Raw genomic sequence first — 18,345 nt, forward strand, 5'->3', positions numbered from 1 at the left:
CATGGAACTATCAGAGGATATACTTTACGATACGATCATAGTTGGTGGTGGTCCTGCGGGTTTAACCGCGGGGCTTTATTGCGCAAGGGCTAAATTAAATACCTTACTTTTTGAAAAGGGCACCTTGGGAGGGCAGATAGCCATCACAGACCTTGTGGAAAACTACCCAGGCTTTCCCGAAGGAATAAGCGGTAAGGAGCTTACACAGAAATTCAAAGAGCAAGCTGAGCGTTTTGGTCTCAAAATACTTAGGAAAGAAGTTTCAAAAATAGAGAAAAAGGGCAAGGAAATATTTATACATTTGAGGACCGGTGAGCTTGTTAGGAGTAAAACGGTAATACTTACCGTTGGTTCCAATCCAAGAAGGCTTGGTGTGCCTGGTGAAGAAGAGTTTTTAAACCGTGGAGTCTCTTACTGTGCTACATGCGATGGCGCCCTCTTTGAGGGTGTTCCCATAGCCGTAATTGGTGGTGGCGATTCTGCCACTCAAGAGAGCCTATTTTTGACAAGGTTTGCAAGTAAGGTATACTTGGTCCATAGAAGGGACCAGCTGAGGGCCCAAAAACACCTTCAAGAAAAGGTTTTCTCCAACCCTAAGATAACCTTTGTTCCCAATAAGGTGGTGGAAGAGATAAGAGGAAAGGACTTTGTGGAGAGCTTACTGCTTAGAGATACAAAGGATGGTAGCCTTTCGGAGCTTCCCGTGGAAGGGGTCTTTATATTCATAGGCCTTGAGCCTAATACAGGGTTCCTTAAAGGAGTGGTGGACCTTGACGATAAAGGATATATAATCACCGACGAAAGGATGAGGACATCCATGGAAGGTGTTTTTGCTGCTGGTGATTGTAGGAGTGGGGCCACTGGTCAAGTAGCCGTAGCCGTTGGAGAGGGTTGCATTGCGGCCATAGAGGCAGAAAGGTATATAGAAAATAACTTTTGAAGGTAATAATATGAACTACCAGGGAGGGTTTGAGACATTTAAAGAAGCTACAAGGTATATGTTTGAATCTCCAAGTATATCTGATATACTCTTTGTTGTCATTGGTTTTTCACTTGCTATTGGTCTTTTGATCGTATTTCCTTATATGATATCAAAATACAAGGCAAAGGCCAGTCTTAAAAGGGAATTTTCTTCTGTTGGTAAATCCCTTGGCTTAATTGATTCTGAAATAACATTGTTATGGAAGTGCGCAAGTTTTAGCAAGGAACCGATCAAGATACTTCAAAGCAAGGCTGTTTTTGAAAAATGTATAAATAAACTGGTAAAAGAAGATATTTCTGTAATAGAAATGATACCCCAGATAAGGAAAAAACTAAAGTTTGATAGTCTTCCTTGGTTTTTACCTCTTAGTAATACAAGGGATATAGAACTTTATCAAACAGGCTTTTTATCTTTTGAAGGTATAACGTATAATTCTGCAGTTTGGGACAAGAGCGAGTTGGAGCTTCATATAGCTATTCTTGATACACACATAAAACTTCCAAAACCTGGTGATAAGGTTAAATTCTCTTTCTTGAGAGAGGATGACGGAAGATATTATTTTCAAGCAGAAGTACAAAGAGTTTATAGAGATGGTAGCAAGATTGTGTTAGTAGTACCTCACACAGACAGTCTTTCTAAAATACAGCTAAGAGAAAGTTTAAGATGGAAAGTAAGTATTCCTGCAAAGGTTTATATATATTCCGACAATATAGCACCAACTTTTGTGGAAGAGCCTGAGGATACTATGGATGGCACTATAGAAGATATTAGTACAAGCGGTGTTAGAGTTTGTTTGTCTAAATTAATAGATGCCAAGGTTGAAAACAAGGTATATATATATTTTGAGCTTAAATCTCTGCCTATAAAGGTGATAGGTACAGTAAGAAACGTAAGGAGTACTCCAGAAAGGACATGCTTAGGTGTTAAGTTTGATACCTTAGGGAAAAAAGAAGAAGAACATATCAGAAAATTTATATTGGAAGAACAAAGAAAAACTCTAAAACTTTATAAAACGGGAGAGCCTACAGAAGGCTCCTCTTCTTAAGGGCTTTAATTATCCTTTTCCTTGCCTGCCTTTCCTTTCTCTTCTTCTTCTCGCTGGGCTTTTCGTAAAACTGCCTTCTTTTTACCTCTGTTAATATACCTTCCTTTTCTACTATCCTTTTGAACCTCTTAAAAGCCTTCTCAAAGGGTTCGTTTTCATAAACTTCCACTATCGCCAAAACCTTTCACCTCCTTAAGTTTTGTTAAAAATTATACCAAAAACTTCTTCAAGATGGTCAACAAAATGAAGCTTCATCTTTTCTCGCACATAGGAAGGTAAGTCCTCCATAACCTCCTCCTTGTTCTTAGATGGCAGTATAACCTCGTATATGCCCGCCCTCTTGGCCGCCAGTATTTTCTCCTTTAAACCACCCACGGGGAGGACCCTACCCCTTAAGGTGACCTCTCCTGTCATAGCTATATCCGTTCTAACCTCTCTTCCAGTAAAGAGGGAAAGCAAGGCTACCGCAATGGTAATACCTGCAGAAGGTCCATCCTTTGGCACCGCTCCCTCAGGCACGTGTATATGCACATCCACCTGGGAAAAGACCTCCGGGTCTATGCCATAGTCCTCTGCCTTTGACTTTATGTAGGACAGGGCAGCCTGCGCAGACTCTTTCATCACATCTCCAAGGGAACCGGTGAGTATAAGATGGCCTTTGCCCTTAAACTTGGTGGCCTCTATTATCATTATCTCTCCACCCACCTCTGTCCAGGCAAGGCCCACCGCTATGCCAACCATGGGTTTTTCTTCCGATATTACATGCCTTTTGGATACGCCAAGGAAGGTTTTTATGTCTTGAGCCTTTACCTCAAAGGGTGGAGATTCTCCCTTAAGACGCTTTAATGCCAGCTTTCTTAAGATGGTGCTTAGTTGCCTTTGGAGGTTTCTCACGCCAGACTCTCTTGTATAGCCCCTTATTACCTCAAGGAGGGCATCATCGCTAAAAAGCACCTGTCCATCCTTAAAGCCATGCTCTGGCAAAAGCTTGGGAAGGAGATGGTTTTTGGCTATAAAGACCTTTTCTTCTTCCGAGTAGCCAGAGAGGTATATAACTTCCATCCTGTCAAGCAAGGGCCTTGGTATGGTATCCACCCTGTTAGCCGTGCATATAAAGAACACGTCCGAAAGGTCAAAGGGAAGGCCAATATAGAGGTCCACAAAGCTTTTATTTTGTTCTGGGTCAAGCACTTCAAGGAGGGCCGCCGCTGGGTCCCCTTGGAAGGAAAGAGATAGCTTATCTATCTCATCCAGCACTATGAGTGGGTTCTTTGTGCCTACTTGCTTTATGGCCTGTATTATCCTGCCGGGCATGGCACCCACATAGGTCCTCCTATGGCCTCTTATCTCCGCCTCGTCTCTAATACCGCCAAGGGATATTCTTACAAACTTCCTCCCAAGGGATTCGGCTATAGACCTGCCAAGGGATGTTTTTCCAACGCCAGGAGGTCCAACAAAGCAGAGTATCTGTACCATATGGCTTTTGCCCTTTGTTAGCTTCTTTACCGCCAAGTATTCTATTATCCTGTCCTTTACCTTTTCTAAGTTGTAGTGGTCTCTGTCCAAGACCTCCCTTGCCTTATCCAGGTCATACCGGTCCTTTGTGCTTTTGTTCCAAGGTAGTTCAAGGACCCACTCAAGCCAAGTCCTAAGCACTCCCGCCTCTGCAGACTCAGGGTGAAGCTTTTCCAGTCTCCTTATCTGCTTTTCTATCTCCTCCTTTGAATCCTTTGAAATTTTTAGCTTGCTTAGCTTCTTCCTGTACTCTTCTATCTCTGCCCTTCTTTCGTCTCCCTCTCCCAACTCTTCCAGTATGGCTTTTAGCTGTTGTCTTAAAAAGTATTCTCTTTGTTCCTTTTCTATCTTTTCCCGGGCTACGCCCCTTATCTTACTTTGCACTTCTAATAGTCCCACCTCGCTTTGGAGTAGCTGATGCACAAGCTTTAGCCTTTCTATTGGGTCAAAGGTTTCCAAAACCTTTTGGGCCTCTGTGGCTTTTATTTCCAAAATGGAGGCTGTGAGGTCTGCTATTTTCCCTGGGTCCTCCAGGTCCTTTATTAGCATCAAAAGGTCCGGGATTATCTGCTTGCCAAGAGATACTGCTATGTCAAGCTGTTCCTTTACAGACCTAATATAGGCCCTTATCTCCTTGGAAAGGCTTTCTGGGTCAACCTCCTCCTCTTCCACAGGCTCAACCACGGCTGTGAAAAAGTCCTCATTTTGCCTATAATCTACAAGCTTGGCCCTCTTTATGCCTTGAACCAAAAGCTTTAATCTGTTTTCTTCTATGGGTGCGGACCTTATAATGTGGGCTATAGTGCCTACGGTATGTAGGTCCTCCTTTGTAGGCACTTCTATATTCTTGTCCTTTTGAAGCACAAGGAATATTAGTCTGTTGCCCTTTAGGGCCTCTTCTATGGCCCTTATGGAAAAGCTCCTGCCTACAAAAAGTGGGATAACCATGGAAGGGAAGACCACCAGGTCCCTAAGGGGCATAACAGGAATTTCAAAAGCCCCTGAAGGCACCTCCGGCACCTTTATAAACTCTTCTGGAATCATGCTCTCCTCCTAAGAGATAAGCTCTTCTACAAAGGCTTGGGCATCAAAGGGCTGGAGGTCCTCTATACCTTCGCCTACACCTATAAGCTTTATAGGAATGCCAAGCTCCTTACATATAGGTACTACCGCACCGCCCTTTGCAGAACCATCAAGCTTTGTAAGCACCACTCCGCTTATATCCACCGCCTCCTTAAAGACCTTTGCCTGCTGTATGGAGTTTTGTCCTATTGTGGCGTCAAGCACCAGAAGGGTTTCTGTAGGCTCTTCGGGAAAGAACTTTTTGATCACATCCCTTACCTTTCGGAGCTCCCTTATGAGTGGCTCTTTGGTATGAAGCCTTCCCGCCGTATCTATGAGGATAACATCATAGCCTTCATCCTTTGCCTTTTGCATGGCCTCATACACAACAGAAGCCGGGTCTGCGCCCTCATGCTTTTTTACTATATGGGCTCCGCTCCTTTGGGCCCAAACCTCCAACTGCTCTATGGCGGCAGACCTAAAGGTATCCCCCGCCACAAGAAGCACCTTTTTGCCCTCTTTTACAAACCTGTAGGCCAGTTTTCCTATGGTGGTGGTCTTGCCAGAGCCGTTTACTCCCAAAAAGAGGTATACACTTTGGCCCTCATGAGGCTCTTTTAAGCTTGCTTGGCACTTTCCTATCTGTTCCAAAAGTAGCCTTTTAAAAGAATCCAAAAGCTGGTCGGAGGTCTTTAAATTCTTCCTTATTGCCTCTTTCCTTAGCTCTTCCACTATATACAAGGTGGTTTTGCTTCCCACATCCGCCCTTATTAGCTTTTCTTCCAGCTCCTCAAAGAACTCCTCATCTATCTTCCTTCCCGCAAAGATTATTCCAAACTCTATGGCCTCCTTTGTCTTCTTTAGTCCCTTGCGTAGCCTTTCCAAAAGGCCCTCTTTTGGCAAAAGGCCAAGCTCTTCTTTTATTTTATTTATAACTTCTTCTACCTCTTGTCTTTTGAGGGCTGGCGCCAAAGAAAGGGACCTGTTTAAATACTCAAGGGCCTCTTGGGGCTTTTTTGCTTGCCACAAGAGCATTCCGGCCTTTTTAAGGCTTTCCCAATCTCCAAGCTTGGCATATTCCTTGGCAGACTTTTCAAGCTCTCCAACCTTCTCGTATATAAGGGCCTTTTCCTTTGCGCTGGCTAGGTCTGGGTCGTAGTGTTCTATGAGCTGATAGGCATAGTAGTATTTGCCCTCTTCCATATAAAGCTTGAAAAGAAGGCCTCTTAGCTCTTTGTTTTCTTTGAACCTCTCCAAAATCTCAATGGCCTTTTCCTTTTTGCCCTTCTCTATGAGGGCCAGTATGGCCCCCTTGTCTCCTTCTTCGGCCAGCTTTTCTTCCTTGGACTTTTTCCAGAAGAACATAGGATTAATATTTTACTCCACCAAGGCTTGCTTTATTTCTCTCACGCTCCTTCTTAACTCCTCAAAGCTCTTTTCTCCAGAAAGCTTTACAAAGTGGCTCCCTACCACCACGCCGTCCGCAAGCTTGGCTATCTCTCTTGCCTGCTCCGCCTTTGATATGCCAAAGCCCACCACCACTGGCTTTTGACATATAGACCTGTAAAGCTTTAGCTTCTCCCTTAGCCTCTCTAAGGGCAGGCTCTCCCTTGCTCCCGTTGTGCCTGTAAGGGATACAAAGTAGACCATATGGTCTGAGTTTTCACATATTAGCCTTAGCCTTTTTTCTGTGCTTGTGGGAGAGGCAAGGAAAACCAAGGAAAGCCCAAGGCTTGAGCAAACCTCTTTTAACTCTCTTCCTTCTTCTGGTGGCAAGTCTGGCACAATAAAGCCATCTATGCCAGCATCTTTTGCCCTTTTGCAAAAGTTCTCATGGCCCATCTTAAAGATGGGGTTGTAGTAGGTCATAAGGAGGAAGGGCCTTTCTGGAAATTCCTTTCTTAGAGTGGAAGAGAGTTCAAAAACATGGTCTGATTTTATGCCGTTCCGTAGGGCTATCTCGTGGGCATATTGGATGGTTGGGCCGTCCGCCACAGGGTCCGAAAGGGAAAGCCTATCTCCAGTATATCTGTGCCTTCCTTTAAGAGTACTCTAAAGGCCTCAAGGGAAGCCTCATAATCGGGGTAGCCCACCATCATATAAGAAAGCAACGCCTTTTTATTCTCCTTCCAAAAACCTTCAAGCCTCATTTATCACCTCAAAGCCCACATCTATATCACAAGCCTTAGAAAGCATGGCATAAACACTGCAATATTTATTTACAGAAAGCCTTATGGCGTCTTCCACAGCCTTTTCCTTTAGGTCTTTGCCATAAACCTTATACCTTATGCTTATCCTTTCATAGACCCTTGGATGCTCATCCCTCCTTCTACCGACCACCTCAATCTGAATGTCTTTTACCTCTTGCCTTTTCTTTTTTAGTATGTGAGATATATCTACGCCAGAACAGCCCGCAAGGGCCACAAGGACCAGCTCCATGGGCCTATAGCCTTCTTCTCCCACCAGAAGCTCACCATGGGAGGTTTGGGCCACATATGTGTGTTCTAAGTCCGAAAGTTTAAGGATTACCCTTTTCTCTTCCATCTTTACACGTTGGTATCTATCAAAAAGAGTGGCTGTCCATACTCTACTGTCTCGCCGTTCTCCGCCAAAATTTTTACCACCTTGCCTCTCACATCGCTCTCTATCTCGTTCATCACCTTGAGTGCCTCAATTATACAAAGCACCTGACCGGGAGAGACCATATCTCCCACCTCTACAAAGGGTGGAGCTCCGGGAGAGGGCGACCTGTAAAAGGTGCCTACCAATGGGCTTTTTATAACGTGGAGATTTTCCTTTGGCACTTCCTCCGATGGGGGCATTATCTCCTGATATCGCACCTGCACGGGGGCTTCTATCCTTTGAGATATTTCCTTCTGATGGGTCTCTATAAAGAACTTAAAGCCCTCGGCCTCTATGGTTATCTGCTTTATATCGCTTCCCTTTACTAAGTTTATAACTTCCTTTATAAACTCCTTATCCATTAGGCTCTCTTTACCACTTCTATGTAGGCGCCCGTGCGCGTATCCACCTTTACTATGTCCCCTTCCTTTACAAAGAAAGGCACTTGTATTACCGCGCCCGTTTCAAGCTTGGCAGGCTTTGAACCGCCTGCGGCCGTATCTCCCTTAAAGGCTGGTTCCGTTTCCACCACTGCAAGCTCCACCTGCTTTGGAAGTTCTATGCCTATGGGCTGTCCCTTGTAAAGGAAGACCACCACCGTCATACCCTCTTTTAAAAACTTGGTTTCCTCTTTTATGTTCTCTGAGGAAACTGGTATCATTTCATAGGTGGTTTGGCTCACAAAGTAATAATAATCTCCATCGTTGTAAGAATACTCTGCAAAAACCTGCTCAAAGTCCGCCAGTTCAATGGCGTCGGAGGACTTGTAGGTAATCTCAATCACGTTCCCCGTTTGCATATTCTTTGCCTTTACCCTCACAAAAGCTTGACCCTTTCCCGGCTTTACATGCTCGTAGTCCAAAACCCTGTGAGGAACTCCGTTATGCTCAATAAACATATCCCTCTGTATGCTGTTTATATCTATCTTCACACCCATGGTATAAGATTTTAGCATATATTTAAAGAATCTTTGGAGGTTCAAAATGGTAAAGGAAATGTTAAAGGAGAAGGCTGGCTATCTTCTTTCAAACCTTTTATCCCAAGGTGGGGAGTATGGAGAGATCTTTTATGAGAGGGTTCGCGCTTGTAGGATACAGCTTGAGGACAACAAGATAGACAAGGTCCAGTGGGGCATAGATGAAGGCGTGGGCATAAGGCTAATAAAAGATGGTAAAACCTACTACGGATATACCACCGAGCCTACCTTTGAAAACCTTATGGAGATAGTGCGCACATTGGCAAGAGGGCAAGGTCATGGGCCTGTTAAGGTGGGCCAAAGGCGCATTCGCGGATGGACAGATTTAAAGATAGACCCGGATGAAAAGGGAATAGACTACAGGGCAGAGTTCCTCCTTAGGGCAAACGAGACGGCCAGAAGCTATGGGGACAAGGTAAAACAGGTGATGGTGGTCCTAACAGACAGGACAAGGGACATACTTGTCATCAACAGCCTTGGTGAGATGGCCGAGGACCTTCAAAAGAGGGTGGTCTTTTTCACGGACGTGGTGGCAAGCCAAGATGGCATAATGCAAAGGGGCTATGAATCAATAGGAATTAAGGGTGGCTTTGAAATCTTTGAAAGGATAAAGCCTGAAGATGTGGCAAAAAAGGCCACAGAGAGAGCTATTTTGATGCTAAGCGCCAAGCCTGCTCCTGCGGGCAACTTTACCGTGGTTTTGGCTGGTCAAGCGGGTGGCACTATGATACATGAGGCCGTAGGCCATGGCTTTGAGGCAGACCTTGTGCAAAAGGGGCTATCTGTCTACAGGGGGAAAATTGGGCAAAAGGTTGCCAGCGAGCTTATAACCGTTTTGGACGATGCCACCCTTGAAAACCACCTTGGTTCCTTTACCGTAGACGATGAGGGTGTCCCGGCCCAAAGGACTGTGCTTATTGAGAACGGCTATCTTGTGGGCTATATGTACGATAGGCTGACGGCCATGAGGGAGGGCAAAGAATCTACCGGAAACGGCAGGAGGCAGAGCTATGCCCATGTGCCAATAGTTAGGATGACCAACACCTTTATAGCTCCCGGTAAGGACAACCCGGAGGACATAATAGGGGATACAAAGAAGGGAGTGCTTGTTTTGAAGATGGGCGGTGGTGAGGTAAATACGGTGACGGGAGACTTTGTCTTTGAGATCATAGAAGGCTATATGATAGAGAACGGAAAGATCACCTATCCCATAAGGTCTGCCACCCTCATAGGCAACGGGCCAAAGGCCCTTATGGATGTGGATGCCGTTGGCTCAGACCTTGGCTGGAGTATAGGCACATGCGGAAAGGATGGGCAGGGTGTGCCGGTAAGCGATGCCCAGCCTACCTTAAGGATAAGGTCCATGGTTCTGGGTGGAACGGAGGTGTGAAAGGATCTCCTCCACCGCTCCCTCCTTTCCAAGCCTTTCCATGGATATTTCTATCCAGCCCTGCCTTCTGAACCATCTTATCTGCCTCTTGGCATACTCCTTTGTGTTCTTTATCATCTCCTCAAGGCACTCCTCAAGGCTTTTTTCACCTTTAAAGTAAGGTATAAACTCCTTGTAGCCTATGGCCTGCGGCGATGTCAAAAAACTCTCAAAGCCCTTCTTTAAAAGACCTTCTATCTCCTTTAAAAGCCCAGCCTCCAACATTCTATAGGCCCTTTCTTCTATCCTTTTACTCAAGGCCTCCCAGCTCCAGCTAAGATAAAAGCCCATATAATCAAACCTTGGCCTATCCCATTTGTGAAAGGATGAGAAGGGCCTTCCGGAGTTTATAAAGACCTCCAAAGCCCTCACTATCCTCCTTGTATCGTTGGGAGAGACCTTTTTGGCATACAAAGGGTCAATGGCCAAAAGCTTCTGATAAAGGTAAGGGCTTCCCTTCCTTTGGGCTATGTGGTATAGCCTCTCCCTTAGCTTCCAGTCGGGAAGAGGAGTCTCCGCCATGCCATACAAAAGGGCCTGAATGTACAGATAGGTCCCACCGCACACAATGGGCAAGGCTTTTCTCTCTTCTATTTCCCTTATGGCCTTTAAAGAAAGCTCTTCAAAGAGCTTTGCATCAAAGACCTCCCCAGGGTCCACAATATCAACAAGGTGGTGCCTTACCTCCCTCATACAATCCAAGGGCTTTGCCGTGCCTATATCCATGCCCCTATAGACACACATGGAGTCTGCGCTTATGACCTCTCCCCCCACCCTTTTTGCCAAAAGACAGCAGACCTCCGACTTCCCGCTACCCGTTGCTCCCCCAATCACTATCAACATGTTCAAAAAATAGGCCTATGCCAGCTATCCCATAGGCTCCATTCTTATAACAAAGCTTTATTCTGTCCCATGTTATACCTCCAAGGGCATAAACTGGTATAGAAAGGCGCTGAGATACCTCCTTTAGCACCGTAAGGCCTATGGGCTCCCTCTCCGGATGGCTCTGAGTTTTAAAGATAGGGCTAAGGGTTATAAAGTCTGCACCTTCCCTTTGGGCGTAAAGGGCATCCTCCAAGCTATGGGCAGAGTATCCCACCAAAAGCCCCGGAGCCATCCTCTTTACCACGCTTGGTGGAAAGCCCTTCTCCGGAAGATGCACACCATCGGCACCCACAGCCAAAGCTATATCCACCCTATCGTTTATGAAAAGCAAGGCCCCATAATCCTTTGTCATCTCCCTAACTTTAAGGGCAAGCATGTAATATTTAAGGCCAGAAATCTGCTTTTCTCTTAGTTGCACCATCCTTATGCCCTTTTTTAGGACCTTTTCAAGCCTTTCAAGGAAGTCTGCATACCTTTTGCTATCGGTGATGGCATAAAGCCTTGGAAGCTCCGGCTTCATAGATACTGCTCTACTATCTCATCGTGGCTTGGTATCCTTTTGGAGATGTCCGATCCTGTAAACTGGGCCACCCAGCCCTCTGGAATGGAAAAGAACCTAATGGCCTTAAAGAAGGGTCTTGTGCCCATATCAAACCAATGCTTTGTGTTGGCTGGCACACTTATAAAATCTCCCTTCTCACACAAAACCACATAAACCTTATCATCGGGATGTAGGTAAAAGGTGCCGCTGCCGTCCACAAAGAACCTCACCTCAAAGTCCGAATGGGTATGTTCGGAAAGGAACATATTTCTAAGCTCTTCCCTCTTGGGATGGTCTGGAGTAAGGCTTACCACATCTATGGATTTAAAGTCAAACTCCTTTACAACCCTCTCCACCTCTTCCTTGTAAGCCTGTAGGACCTCTTCCTGCGTGGCAGACCAAGGAAGCTCCCTGTCTGTTTCCCACCTTTCAAAGCGCACACCTATGGAAGCAAGCCTCTCTTTTATGCTGTTATAATCCTTAATCACCTCTAAGGCCTTGCCACTTTCATCAAAAACCACAATCAGGCTCATGTAAGGTATTATAAACCTTTCTTCCCACAAGGGTGGATATATTAAACTCCTCCCTGTAGTATATAACCTCAAGCCCTTTGAAAAGCTCCAAAAGCTCACCCTCTTTCAGTAAATACTCAGGGTTAAAATCTTCCCTTACGCAAAGATGTTTGTAGTTGTATGTCTCAAAGATAAGCAAACCACCTGTTTTTAAAGCCTTGATTATTTTGGGACACAAGCTTCGGTTCAGGTAATAGAAGTTTACTACAAGGTCGTAGGTATTCTCCAAAAGCTCATAATCATCCAAATCTGCACAGATAAAATTTACCTTTAGCCCCCTTGCCTCAGCCTCTTGCTTTGCCATCTCTATGGCCGTGCAGGATATGTCTATGGCATCAACCAAAAAGCCCTTACTTGCCAGAAAAAGGGCATTCTCCCCAGTTCCACAGGCAAGCTCCAAAGCTCTCCCAACCTTAGCCAAGTGATAAAAATCAAGAAGGGTCTTATGCAGGCTTGACCTCCAACCCTTTTTATATCTTTCTTCCCACCTTTCTTTATCCTTTTGAGCCATGGCAGGTTATAGTATAATCATTAAAAAGCTTAGGGAGGTAGGATGAGGAAGCTTTTACTTGTCTTATTGACCTTTGCCCTCTACGCTTGGGCCGACCCAGCACCCTTAGGCCTTGAGATAGGAAAGGCTACCGTTCAAGATGCCAAGGCAAGGTATAAGCTAAGGCATGCCGGCATAAACAAATACACTCTGGGCGATATGTACGATGTGGACCCCAAACAGGTGGATATGAAATACCTACAGTCCTGCAGGCTCATTTTTGACAAGGATGGTAAGCTCATGGCCGTACTGATGACCTTTTCCAAAAGTGGGTCTGGGCAACATATTCCCGAGTTTAACTATTACTACAAGCTACTAAGAGAGAAGTATAAACTGGTGGGTTCCCGCATAACCTTTGTGGGAGATACATGGGCCAAGTTTGTGGATGGAAACACGGAAATCATTTTAGAAGCTCCCCACCTTAGCTTTACCATGACCCTATTGTATGCCCACAAGAACTTCCTCAAAAAGGCAAAGGAACAAAGCCAGCAGGAAGAAGAGCAAGAAAGGCGTAGGACAAAGCAAAGCCTGTAGAGTTATTAATCTTTTAACACACCTTTTATATCCCTCCTTAAGAATTTTCTTGCTGTAAACATATTCCTTTCTTAAACCACGAGTTCTTATTTCTCCACATACTCTTTTAGCTTTTTAAAGTGATACAAAGCATTTTCAACAGCAAGCATTCCATCATCCATTTTCACCTTACCATTTTCCACCGCTTCTCTTATAAGTCTTAGATGCACAGGTGTCAAAAAGTCATACATGGCAAGCAATATTGTATCTTTGATCTTAAGGTATTCCTTTATAAGCTTTAAATCCTCTTTTGCCACCTTGTATTCTGTTATCTCCTTCAAATCCTTACCACCATCCTTATACTCAGGCACAAGCAAAAGCTTATTCTCTATTTCAGGGTTTAGCTTTACATCTGTTAGTATGTTATCCTGCCTTTCTCCTTTTAGTGTAGCAGATATGGTCCGCAGATTGCTTCCCTTAGTTCCAAAGACAAAGAGTGTCTCCAAAGCCTTAACATATGGCTTTATAGCTTGATAAGTGGTATCATCTATCATACCATTTGCATACAAATACTCTATCCTTCTTCGCACATCCTTTACAGGCTCTATCCTTACACCCCTTCCTACAGATTGGAGAACAAACTTTTTGGCATTGGTGCCTGTTCCTATGTTTATGAAAAGTATAATATTTGGCCTGTTGCTGTCCCATCCTTCATAAAAAGCTCTTGAACCCATGAGTATGTTAATATCGGGAGAGTTTTCTAAATCTCTAAAATAGCTCTTTCCTTCCTCCCATTCTTCTATCCTTTCATATCCTTCAAGTTTTTCCTTTATCCAGTTGCTAATATCTCCAACCTTTATAAGCGCAAAATACCTATCACTTGTCTTTAGCTTAAACACTATCTCTTGCCTGTTTTCTGGCACCACCCCATACTCTATTTCACCAAAAGAAGGGCTGTTGAATACCTGCTCAAGAACATCCTTTAGTGTTATATCCTCTATGCCATCCAGAGCAATCTCTTCTTCACTAAACTCACACTTCACCAGTAATCCTTTCAATTCTTCTTTTGCTTTTTCAAAAAGCTTTTCATCCACCTCTCCTATAGCAACCTTCCTAAGCTCTTTGAAGAAAAGCTCTAAATCAGAGTCCTCAGTATTTACAGAATTTACAAGGACCACCATAAGTGGATGATGGTAGTAATCTTTTACTTTTTGTTTTACCTTTTTGAGATAGGCAAGTAGAATAAGAAGCTTCAAAATTATCAATTGCTTTTTACTTGGATTGAAATCTTCTCTCTTTCCTAAGGCTTTTAAATCCTGTTTTGATACATACACATGTTTTCCATATCCATTTTTTACAAACTCAGCCAGATTAAAGTTATAAACACAGGTAATGTAATCTATTGAGTCCGTAAAAGTAGCAGAAAAGTTAAAGAGAAAGCCATTCCTTGCCATTATGTTGTATATATGCTGTCTTTTGCTGTCTTCTTTGTCTCCTTTGTGTGCTTCATCCAAGATAATATACCAGTTCCCATCGTTTTCATAATTCCTAAAGTCCAATATCTTTTCCTTTTGTTCATCGGATAAAAGGTCGCTCCTATAGTAAAAAACTCTTATCTCATGTGGATATAGCATCTCTCCTTTAGCCTTCTGCTCTCCGAATTCTTTCAAATCATAAAGCAATATCTTTGTATCTTGATACCTATTAAACTCTTCCACATGCCTTTTAAACTGCTCTATCAGGTCTTCTCTTGGTGTCAAAAATAGAATATCTTTCTTAGGAATTGTGTCATTATCCATCAAAAACTTAAGCATTTCTATGAGCTTTACTATCATCAGTGTTTTTCCACTTCCAGTGGCCATCCAAAAGCTCATTCTATTGGCAACATGTTTGAATGCTACTTTGCCATCTTCTATAGGAATACCATACTCTTGATAAAAACTTGCCACTTTCTTCTTTACCTCTAAATCTATCTTATGTTCATAAAGACTTGCAAGCTTTTCTTTATTACCGTTGTATTCTTTGTAATATTTCCATAAAACTTTGGCACAGTTTTTTAAAGCTTCTTGCTGGTAGTTGTATAAAGTTTTTTCCTTAGAAAAACTCTTAAAGTCAAAGATAAAATCCATAGTATTCAAGCCTTCCGTTATATCTTTCAACACTACTATCCCCATTCTTCTATCCACTCCTCTACAGGAATACGGTATTTTTCAATTTTACAGCTATCAAGGTTAAGTAAATCTATAAGTTGATGTTTATTAACAAAGCAGTTATTCAACAGAATATACTTAGAATTGTCTGGATTAGTATTAGAAAAGCCTAACCTATAAAAACCTAAGTATCTATAAAGCTTATTACTTTTAGGATTTTTTGCACTTGTATTATAATTACTTGCCAATTCAAACAAGCTATCAATAATCTTTATGAACTCTTTCCTTGTTTGCGATAGTTTTAATTTCCCGTTAACTTGTTCCTCTATAAATATAAAATATCCTTCACAGTAGTTTAAAAAAATCCAATTAATATTCTCTATATACCTATGGTTTTGAACGGAAAAAAGCTTATGCTTTTCAAAAAGCTTTCTCAATATAGAACCTCTATATCCGCTTCTCTCCTGTTCTGTTTTATTACAAGGAGGCTTTCCCTGACAATCCCAAAGTTTTTCCAATAGTGAAGTATCTATAGCATATCTTTCTTTGTCTTTCAAAGCAGCATCTATATTCTTTTTAACATCCTCAATGGTGATTTGTTCATCTAAAATTGTTAATATGGCTGTGCCTAAAAATCTATAACTATTTATTGAAGAAAGTAGGTCATCAAACATTTTAAATATTATTTTCTGAGCAGGCCCTACTCTGGCTTTTCTGCTGTTTTTTTCTTCTATAAAAAACAAATACCTTTTATTACAGTCAATATATACAAAATCTATGTCCTGTGCAATTAAGCCTGAATAAGCATCCTTAAGATTCTTCCTTATCCAAAATGAAAAGGTATTCCACATTTTATATCCACCATATTAACGACTTAATTAGCTTAAAATCCATATTTTTAAAATCAAATTTTTCTCCATTCTCAAACTCCACTTCCGTAGAATTCAGTTTTTTTATCCATTTACCTTTAAGATTTGATAAAGTTTCCGCAAGGTCTATATCTGGATAAAGTTTGGAAAAGTCTACCTTTACATTACCACCATCTATTTCTATAGCTCTTAACATCTTTTCGTCTTTTAAAAATATCTTCTGTGTATATATACTCTCACTTTCTAAAGGTTCCGTATCTTCATAAATTAGATTGGATAAAACATCTTCATACTGTTCAAGTTCATAGTATTTAAAAAATCCACCCGCATTATTCTCATTGTATTTTTCTTTAACATCCTTTTCTTTAGAAATTCCTGATTTATCATAAGCCAAAACTTTTTTCATTCTTGGTAATATAACACTATAAAAGTGTTCTCCCATCTCTATTCCTATCCATTTTCTTTTAAGCTTATGTGCTACAGCTATAGTTGTGCCACTGCCAAGGAAGAAGTCCATAACTAAATCGCCTTCATTAGATGTAGATTCTATGACCCGCTTAAGAAGTATTTCAGAGTTCTCTGTTCTAAAGCCCCAAGTATCTTCATATGAAGGAATATCTTTCCAATTATCACCTATTTTTGTTTCTTCGGATGTGAGGTATTCAACTTTCCATGAATCATGATTGCAATTTAAACACCTATCTAATTCAGTTATACCAAAAACTTTATCATCAATTGTTATATCAAAATACTTGAATTTTTCACTGTTCTTTGAAGCAAATATTTTTTCTATAAATTTATCTAAGGAATTTTCTTCATCCCAGTAGTATATAGCACCACATTCCTTACACACCAATCTCAAATAGTGTTCTTTTAACAACTTATCTACCTTCTCTTGAACTAAAGCAAAATGTTGCCCTGGAGGAGGATACAAAACTTTTCCGAAAAACTTCCTTTCAGCTGGTTTTCGTTCTTCTTGCTTTAGAAAACTTGTCCATTTCATATTGATTAAAGACCTTTTTTTGTATATATCTTTCTTAAAAGCTTTACTTGTTTTTCCAAAAAGAAAAAGGAATTCACTTTCTACTTCAAATTTATTAGGTGTTCCTATAGGTTGCCTTTTTCTATTGATTATTATCTCATTTCTAAAATTCTCCTTTCCAAAAATCTCATCCATCAAAGGCCTTACAATCCAGTTTCCATTGTAATCGCACCTTACAAAAATGCTTCCTGTATCTTTCAAAAACTCCTTTGCAAGCCTTAACCTATTTTCAAGCATGGTAGCCCAAGTAGAATCCTTATACTTTACACTGTAAAAGTAGTCTGCTTCCTGCTCCTTGTTAAAGGGTGGATCAATGTAAATAGTCTGCACCTTTTCCTTAAACTTTGGCAAAATGGTATTCAAAGCCTGCCAGTTTTCACTCTTTATAAGCCATCCATCAAGTTCATTATCAAGGTTATCAAACAAGCTCAATATATCAAGCTCCAAATCCTTAAAGTATTTTGTATCAATTGGTAAAAACTTATGCTTTGGATTTAAAGAGCCATCTTTTAAAACCTCTTCACTTCTAAAGCTTTCATCCACTATTCCAAGTTCTTTCCACTCTTTTATCTGCTCTTCTATATTAGTGTGATTTAAAAGTTCTTCTATTATCTTTATTCCACCTTCTTTACTGGCGATCCTATCAAGAGTTATTACATAGTTTGATTTTCTTACGAACTTTGGCTTTTTCCAAACTTTTAAAAGCTCTTCTTCAAACTGTGCTACCAAATCTATAACTTTCTCCGCAATATTTTTGATAGTCATAAGCTGGTTTATTCTGTCTATGCTCCATTCCTTTCCACCTTCATAAATATAGTTATGTAGCCAAAGCTTTAACTGTTCTTTTAAAAACTCTCTCGGATTTTTGTGTAAAAAGTAGTCCACTTCACTTTGCTTTTCAAAAGTCCTTATAGCCTTCTCTAAAGCTTCCTCTTTTATATTGTATCCATGCTTTTTAATCTTCTTTACGATGTTTTCTTCATCTGTTTCTTTGCCTCTTTCAGAGTATAGAACTTTTAAAACAATCGTATCATCCTCTATTTTGTCAAACTCATAGATAAGCTTTCTTTTCTCATTACTCTTTTTGTATTCTAAGCGGCTAACATCAAACTTAAACTTTACACCATCCACTTCTATGCTTAGCTCTCTATAAAGCCTATCTGTCTTTATGTAATAGAGGTCTTTTGTTTTATAAAAAAGGATCATATCTCTATCATCTGTATAAATCCTTTCATAAACACTATAATGGTAAGGCGTTTCACTAAAAAGAATACATCCAGCTGGATTAAAATACCTTTTGAAAAAGGTGTAAAGCTTATCATAAAGCTCTTCTCTAAAGGATGGTTTCTTTTCTGTAGCTTTTTCTATATCTTGTTTTAACGCCTTCTCCAGCTTTTCATAATACTTGGACTTTATCCTCATTAAATTGACATAACCACCTTGGCCTTCTATCTTTTCTCCTACGAAGATGTTCTTTAATGCGTCATAAAAGAGTTTTTCTTTGCTTTCCATTTTTACATAACTTGAATTCATATTATACATCCTAATACTTTGAAAGGTCGCAGGCTTGCGCATGCCCCTCCTTAGGCCTG

Annotated in this window: 17 protein-coding genes and 1 pseudogene; 4 read left to right on the forward strand and 14 right to left on the reverse strand. The window is 41.5% G+C overall.

What is annotated here, in order from left to right; all coding sequences use genetic code 11:
* Nucleotide 1: 1 nt before the first annotated feature.
* Both trxB and ACZ5GB_RS07410 read left to right on the forward strand, forming a co-directional pair.
* A complete protein-coding gene (trxB, locus tag ACZ5GB_RS07405; protein ID WP_464326590.1) occupies nucleotides 2-940 on the forward strand; it encodes a thioredoxin-disulfide reductase in 939 nt (312 codons plus the stop codon).
* 10 nt (nucleotides 941-950) lie between these two features.
* Nucleotides 951-2,027: a flagellar brake protein gene (locus ACZ5GB_RS07410; RefSeq protein WP_464326591.1), complete on the forward strand. Its 1,077-nt coding sequence runs from the start codon at nucleotides 951-953 to the stop codon at nucleotides 2,025-2,027.
* On the opposite strand, the gene rpsU is transcribed toward ACZ5GB_RS07410, so the two are convergent.
* From rpsU to efp, 7 genes and pseudogenes are all read right to left on the reverse strand, one after another.
* Nucleotides 2,005-2,199 (reverse strand): 30S ribosomal protein S21, encoded by a 195-nt coding sequence (gene rpsU / locus ACZ5GB_RS07415; RefSeq protein WP_464327825.1) that lies wholly within the window; start codon nucleotides 2,197-2,199, stop codon nucleotides 2,005-2,007. The genes ACZ5GB_RS07410 and rpsU overlap by 23 nt on opposite strands.
* A 20-nt stretch (nucleotides 2,200-2,219) precedes the next feature.
* Nucleotides 2,220-4,586: an endopeptidase La gene (gene lon, locus ACZ5GB_RS07420; RefSeq protein ID WP_464326592.1), complete on the reverse strand. Its 2,367-nt coding sequence runs from the start codon at nucleotides 4,584-4,586 to the stop codon at nucleotides 2,220-2,222.
* Nucleotides 4,587-4,595: 9 nt separating this feature from the next.
* Complete coding sequence (ftsY, locus tag ACZ5GB_RS07425) at nucleotides 4,596-5,969, reverse strand: signal recognition particle-docking protein FtsY (protein ID WP_464326593.1); 1,374 nt, start codon at nucleotides 5,967-5,969, stop codon at nucleotides 4,596-4,598.
* Nucleotides 5,970-5,981: 12 nt separating this feature from the next.
* Nucleotides 5,982-6,754: pseudogene (gene trpA / locus ACZ5GB_RS07430) on the reverse strand (tryptophan synthase subunit alpha).
* On the reverse strand, nucleotides 6,744-7,148 hold the full coding sequence (locus tag ACZ5GB_RS07435) for an OsmC family protein (protein ID WP_464326594.1): 405 nt from the start codon (nucleotides 7,146-7,148) through the stop codon (nucleotides 6,744-6,746). The pseudogene trpA and the gene ACZ5GB_RS07435 overlap by 11 nt, the downstream one beginning before the upstream one ends.
* Nucleotides 7,149-7,150: 2 nt before the next feature.
* Entirely contained in the window at nucleotides 7,151-7,588 is a 438-nt protein-coding gene (gene accB / locus ACZ5GB_RS07440) for an acetyl-CoA carboxylase biotin carboxyl carrier protein (RefSeq protein WP_464326595.1), read from the reverse strand.
* Nucleotides 7,588-8,163: an elongation factor P gene (gene efp, locus ACZ5GB_RS07445; protein WP_464326596.1), complete on the reverse strand. Its 576-nt coding sequence runs from the start codon at nucleotides 8,161-8,163 to the stop codon at nucleotides 7,588-7,590. The genes accB and efp overlap by 1 nt, the downstream gene beginning before the upstream one ends.
* Nucleotides 8,164-8,209: 46 nt before the next feature.
* On the opposite strand from efp, the gene ACZ5GB_RS07450 reads away from it, so the two are divergent.
* Nucleotides 8,210-9,592 carry a TldD/PmbA family protein gene (locus tag ACZ5GB_RS07450; protein ID WP_464326597.1) on the forward strand — a complete coding sequence of 461 codons (1,383 nt, stop codon included), beginning with the start codon at nucleotides 8,210-8,212 and terminating at the stop codon, nucleotides 9,590-9,592.
* Here the strand turns inward: ACZ5GB_RS07450 and miaA are convergent.
* The 4 genes from miaA to ACZ5GB_RS07470 are packed head-to-tail and all read right to left on the reverse strand — an operon-like array spanning nucleotide 9,551 to nucleotide 12,140.
* A complete protein-coding gene (gene miaA, locus ACZ5GB_RS07455; RefSeq protein ID WP_464326598.1) occupies nucleotides 9,551-10,474 on the reverse strand; it encodes a tRNA (adenosine(37)-N6)-dimethylallyltransferase MiaA in 924 nt (307 codons plus the stop codon). The genes ACZ5GB_RS07450 and miaA overlap by 42 nt on opposite strands.
* Nucleotides 10,443-11,036, reverse strand: a complete 594-nt coding sequence (gene thiE / locus ACZ5GB_RS07460) for a thiamine phosphate synthase (RefSeq protein WP_464326599.1) — start codon at nucleotides 11,034-11,036, stop codon at nucleotides 10,443-10,445. Before thiE ends, miaA begins: the two co-directional genes overlap by 32 nt.
* Nucleotides 11,033-11,590: a 1,2-dihydroxy-3-keto-5-methylthiopentene dioxygenase gene (locus ACZ5GB_RS07465; RefSeq protein WP_464326600.1), complete on the reverse strand. Its 558-nt coding sequence runs from the start codon at nucleotides 11,588-11,590 to the stop codon at nucleotides 11,033-11,035. The genes thiE and ACZ5GB_RS07465 overlap by 4 nt, the downstream gene beginning before the upstream one ends.
* Nucleotides 11,568-12,140, reverse strand: coding sequence for a class I SAM-dependent methyltransferase (locus ACZ5GB_RS07470; protein WP_464326601.1), 573 nt, complete (start codon nucleotides 12,138-12,140; stop codon nucleotides 11,568-11,570). Before ACZ5GB_RS07470 ends, ACZ5GB_RS07465 begins: the two co-directional genes overlap by 23 nt.
* A gap of 42 nt (nucleotides 12,141-12,182) precedes the next feature.
* On the opposite strand from ACZ5GB_RS07470, the gene ACZ5GB_RS07475 reads away from it, so the two are divergent.
* Complete coding sequence (locus tag ACZ5GB_RS07475; RefSeq protein ID WP_464326602.1) at nucleotides 12,183-12,713, forward strand: hypothetical protein; 531 nt, start codon at nucleotides 12,183-12,185, stop codon at nucleotides 12,711-12,713.
* An 86-nt stretch (nucleotides 12,714-12,799) separates the two neighbouring features.
* Here ACZ5GB_RS07475 and ACZ5GB_RS07480 read toward each other — a convergent pair whose 3' ends face one another.
* Genes ACZ5GB_RS07480 through ACZ5GB_RS07490 form a run of 3 tightly spaced genes read right to left on the reverse strand, consistent with a single transcriptional unit; the run spans nucleotide 12,800 to nucleotide 17,959 of the window.
* Nucleotides 12,800-14,866 (reverse strand): DEAD/DEAH box helicase family protein, encoded by a 2,067-nt coding sequence (locus tag ACZ5GB_RS07480; protein ID WP_464326603.1) that lies wholly within the window; start codon nucleotides 14,864-14,866, stop codon nucleotides 12,800-12,802.
* Nucleotides 14,857-15,693 (reverse strand): hypothetical protein, encoded by an 837-nt coding sequence (locus tag ACZ5GB_RS07485; RefSeq protein WP_464326604.1) that lies wholly within the window; start codon nucleotides 15,691-15,693, stop codon nucleotides 14,857-14,859. Before ACZ5GB_RS07485 ends, ACZ5GB_RS07480 begins: the two co-directional genes overlap by 10 nt.
* Before the next feature lies 1 nt (nucleotide 15,694).
* A complete protein-coding gene (locus ACZ5GB_RS07490; protein ID WP_464326605.1) occupies nucleotides 15,695-17,959 on the reverse strand; it encodes a DNA methyltransferase in 2,265 nt (754 codons plus the stop codon).
* Nucleotides 17,960-18,345: the final 386 nt, after the last annotated feature.

Source organism: Hydrogenobacter subterraneus (genome assembly GCF_055390195.1).

Excerpts from the sequence above, each read along its gene's own strand:
- miaA (WP_464326598.1), bottom strand. The coding sequence starts at position 10,474 with ATGTTGATAGTGATTGGGGGAGCAACGGGTAGCGGGAAGTCGGAGGTC.
- ACZ5GB_RS07410 (WP_464326591.1), top strand. The coding sequence starts at position 951 with ATGAACTACCAGGGAGGGTTTGAGACATTTAAAGAAGCTACAAGGTAT.
- ACZ5GB_RS07465 (WP_464326600.1), bottom strand. The coding sequence starts at position 11,590 with ATGAGCCTGATTGTGGTTTTTGATGAAAGTGGCAAGGCCTTAGAGGTG.
- ACZ5GB_RS07470 (WP_464326601.1), bottom strand. The coding sequence starts at position 12,140 with ATGGCTCAAAAGGATAAAGAAAGGTGGGAAGAAAGATATAAAAAGGGT.
- ACZ5GB_RS07480 (WP_464326603.1), bottom strand. The coding sequence starts at position 14,866 with ATGGGGATAGTAGTGTTGAAAGATATAACGGAAGGCTTGAATACTATG.
- ACZ5GB_RS07450 (WP_464326597.1), top strand. The coding sequence starts at position 8,210 with ATGGTAAAGGAAATGTTAAAGGAGAAGGCTGGCTATCTTCTTTCAAAC.
- ACZ5GB_RS07485 (WP_464326604.1), bottom strand. The coding sequence starts at position 15,693 with ATGTGGAATACCTTTTCATTTTGGATAAGGAAGAATCTTAAGGATGCT.
- thiE (WP_464326599.1), bottom strand. The coding sequence starts at position 11,036 with ATGAAGCCGGAGCTTCCAAGGCTTTATGCCATCACCGATAGCAAAAGG.
- accB (WP_464326595.1), bottom strand. The coding sequence starts at position 7,588 with ATGGATAAGGAGTTTATAAAGGAAGTTATAAACTTAGTAAAGGGAAGC.
- ACZ5GB_RS07435 (WP_464326594.1), bottom strand. The coding sequence starts at position 7,148 with ATGGAAGAGAAAAGGGTAATCCTTAAACTTTCGGACTTAGAACACACA.
- efp (WP_464326596.1), bottom strand. The coding sequence starts at position 8,163 with ATGGGTGTGAAGATAGATATAAACAGCATACAGAGGGATATGTTTATT.
- ACZ5GB_RS07475 (WP_464326602.1), top strand. The coding sequence starts at position 12,183 with ATGAGGAAGCTTTTACTTGTCTTATTGACCTTTGCCCTCTACGCTTGG.
- ftsY (WP_464326593.1), bottom strand. The coding sequence starts at position 5,969 with ATGTTCTTCTGGAAAAAGTCCAAGGAAGAAAAGCTGGCCGAAGAAGGA.
- lon (WP_464326592.1), bottom strand. The coding sequence starts at position 4,586 with ATGATTCCAGAAGAGTTTATAAAGGTGCCGGAGGTGCCTTCAGGGGCT.
- ACZ5GB_RS07490 (WP_464326605.1), bottom strand. The coding sequence starts at position 17,959 with ATGATCCTTTTTTATAAAACAAAAGACCTCTATTACATAAAGACAGAT.
- trxB (WP_464326590.1), top strand. The coding sequence starts at position 2 with ATGGAACTATCAGAGGATATACTTTACGATACGATCATAGTTGGTGGT.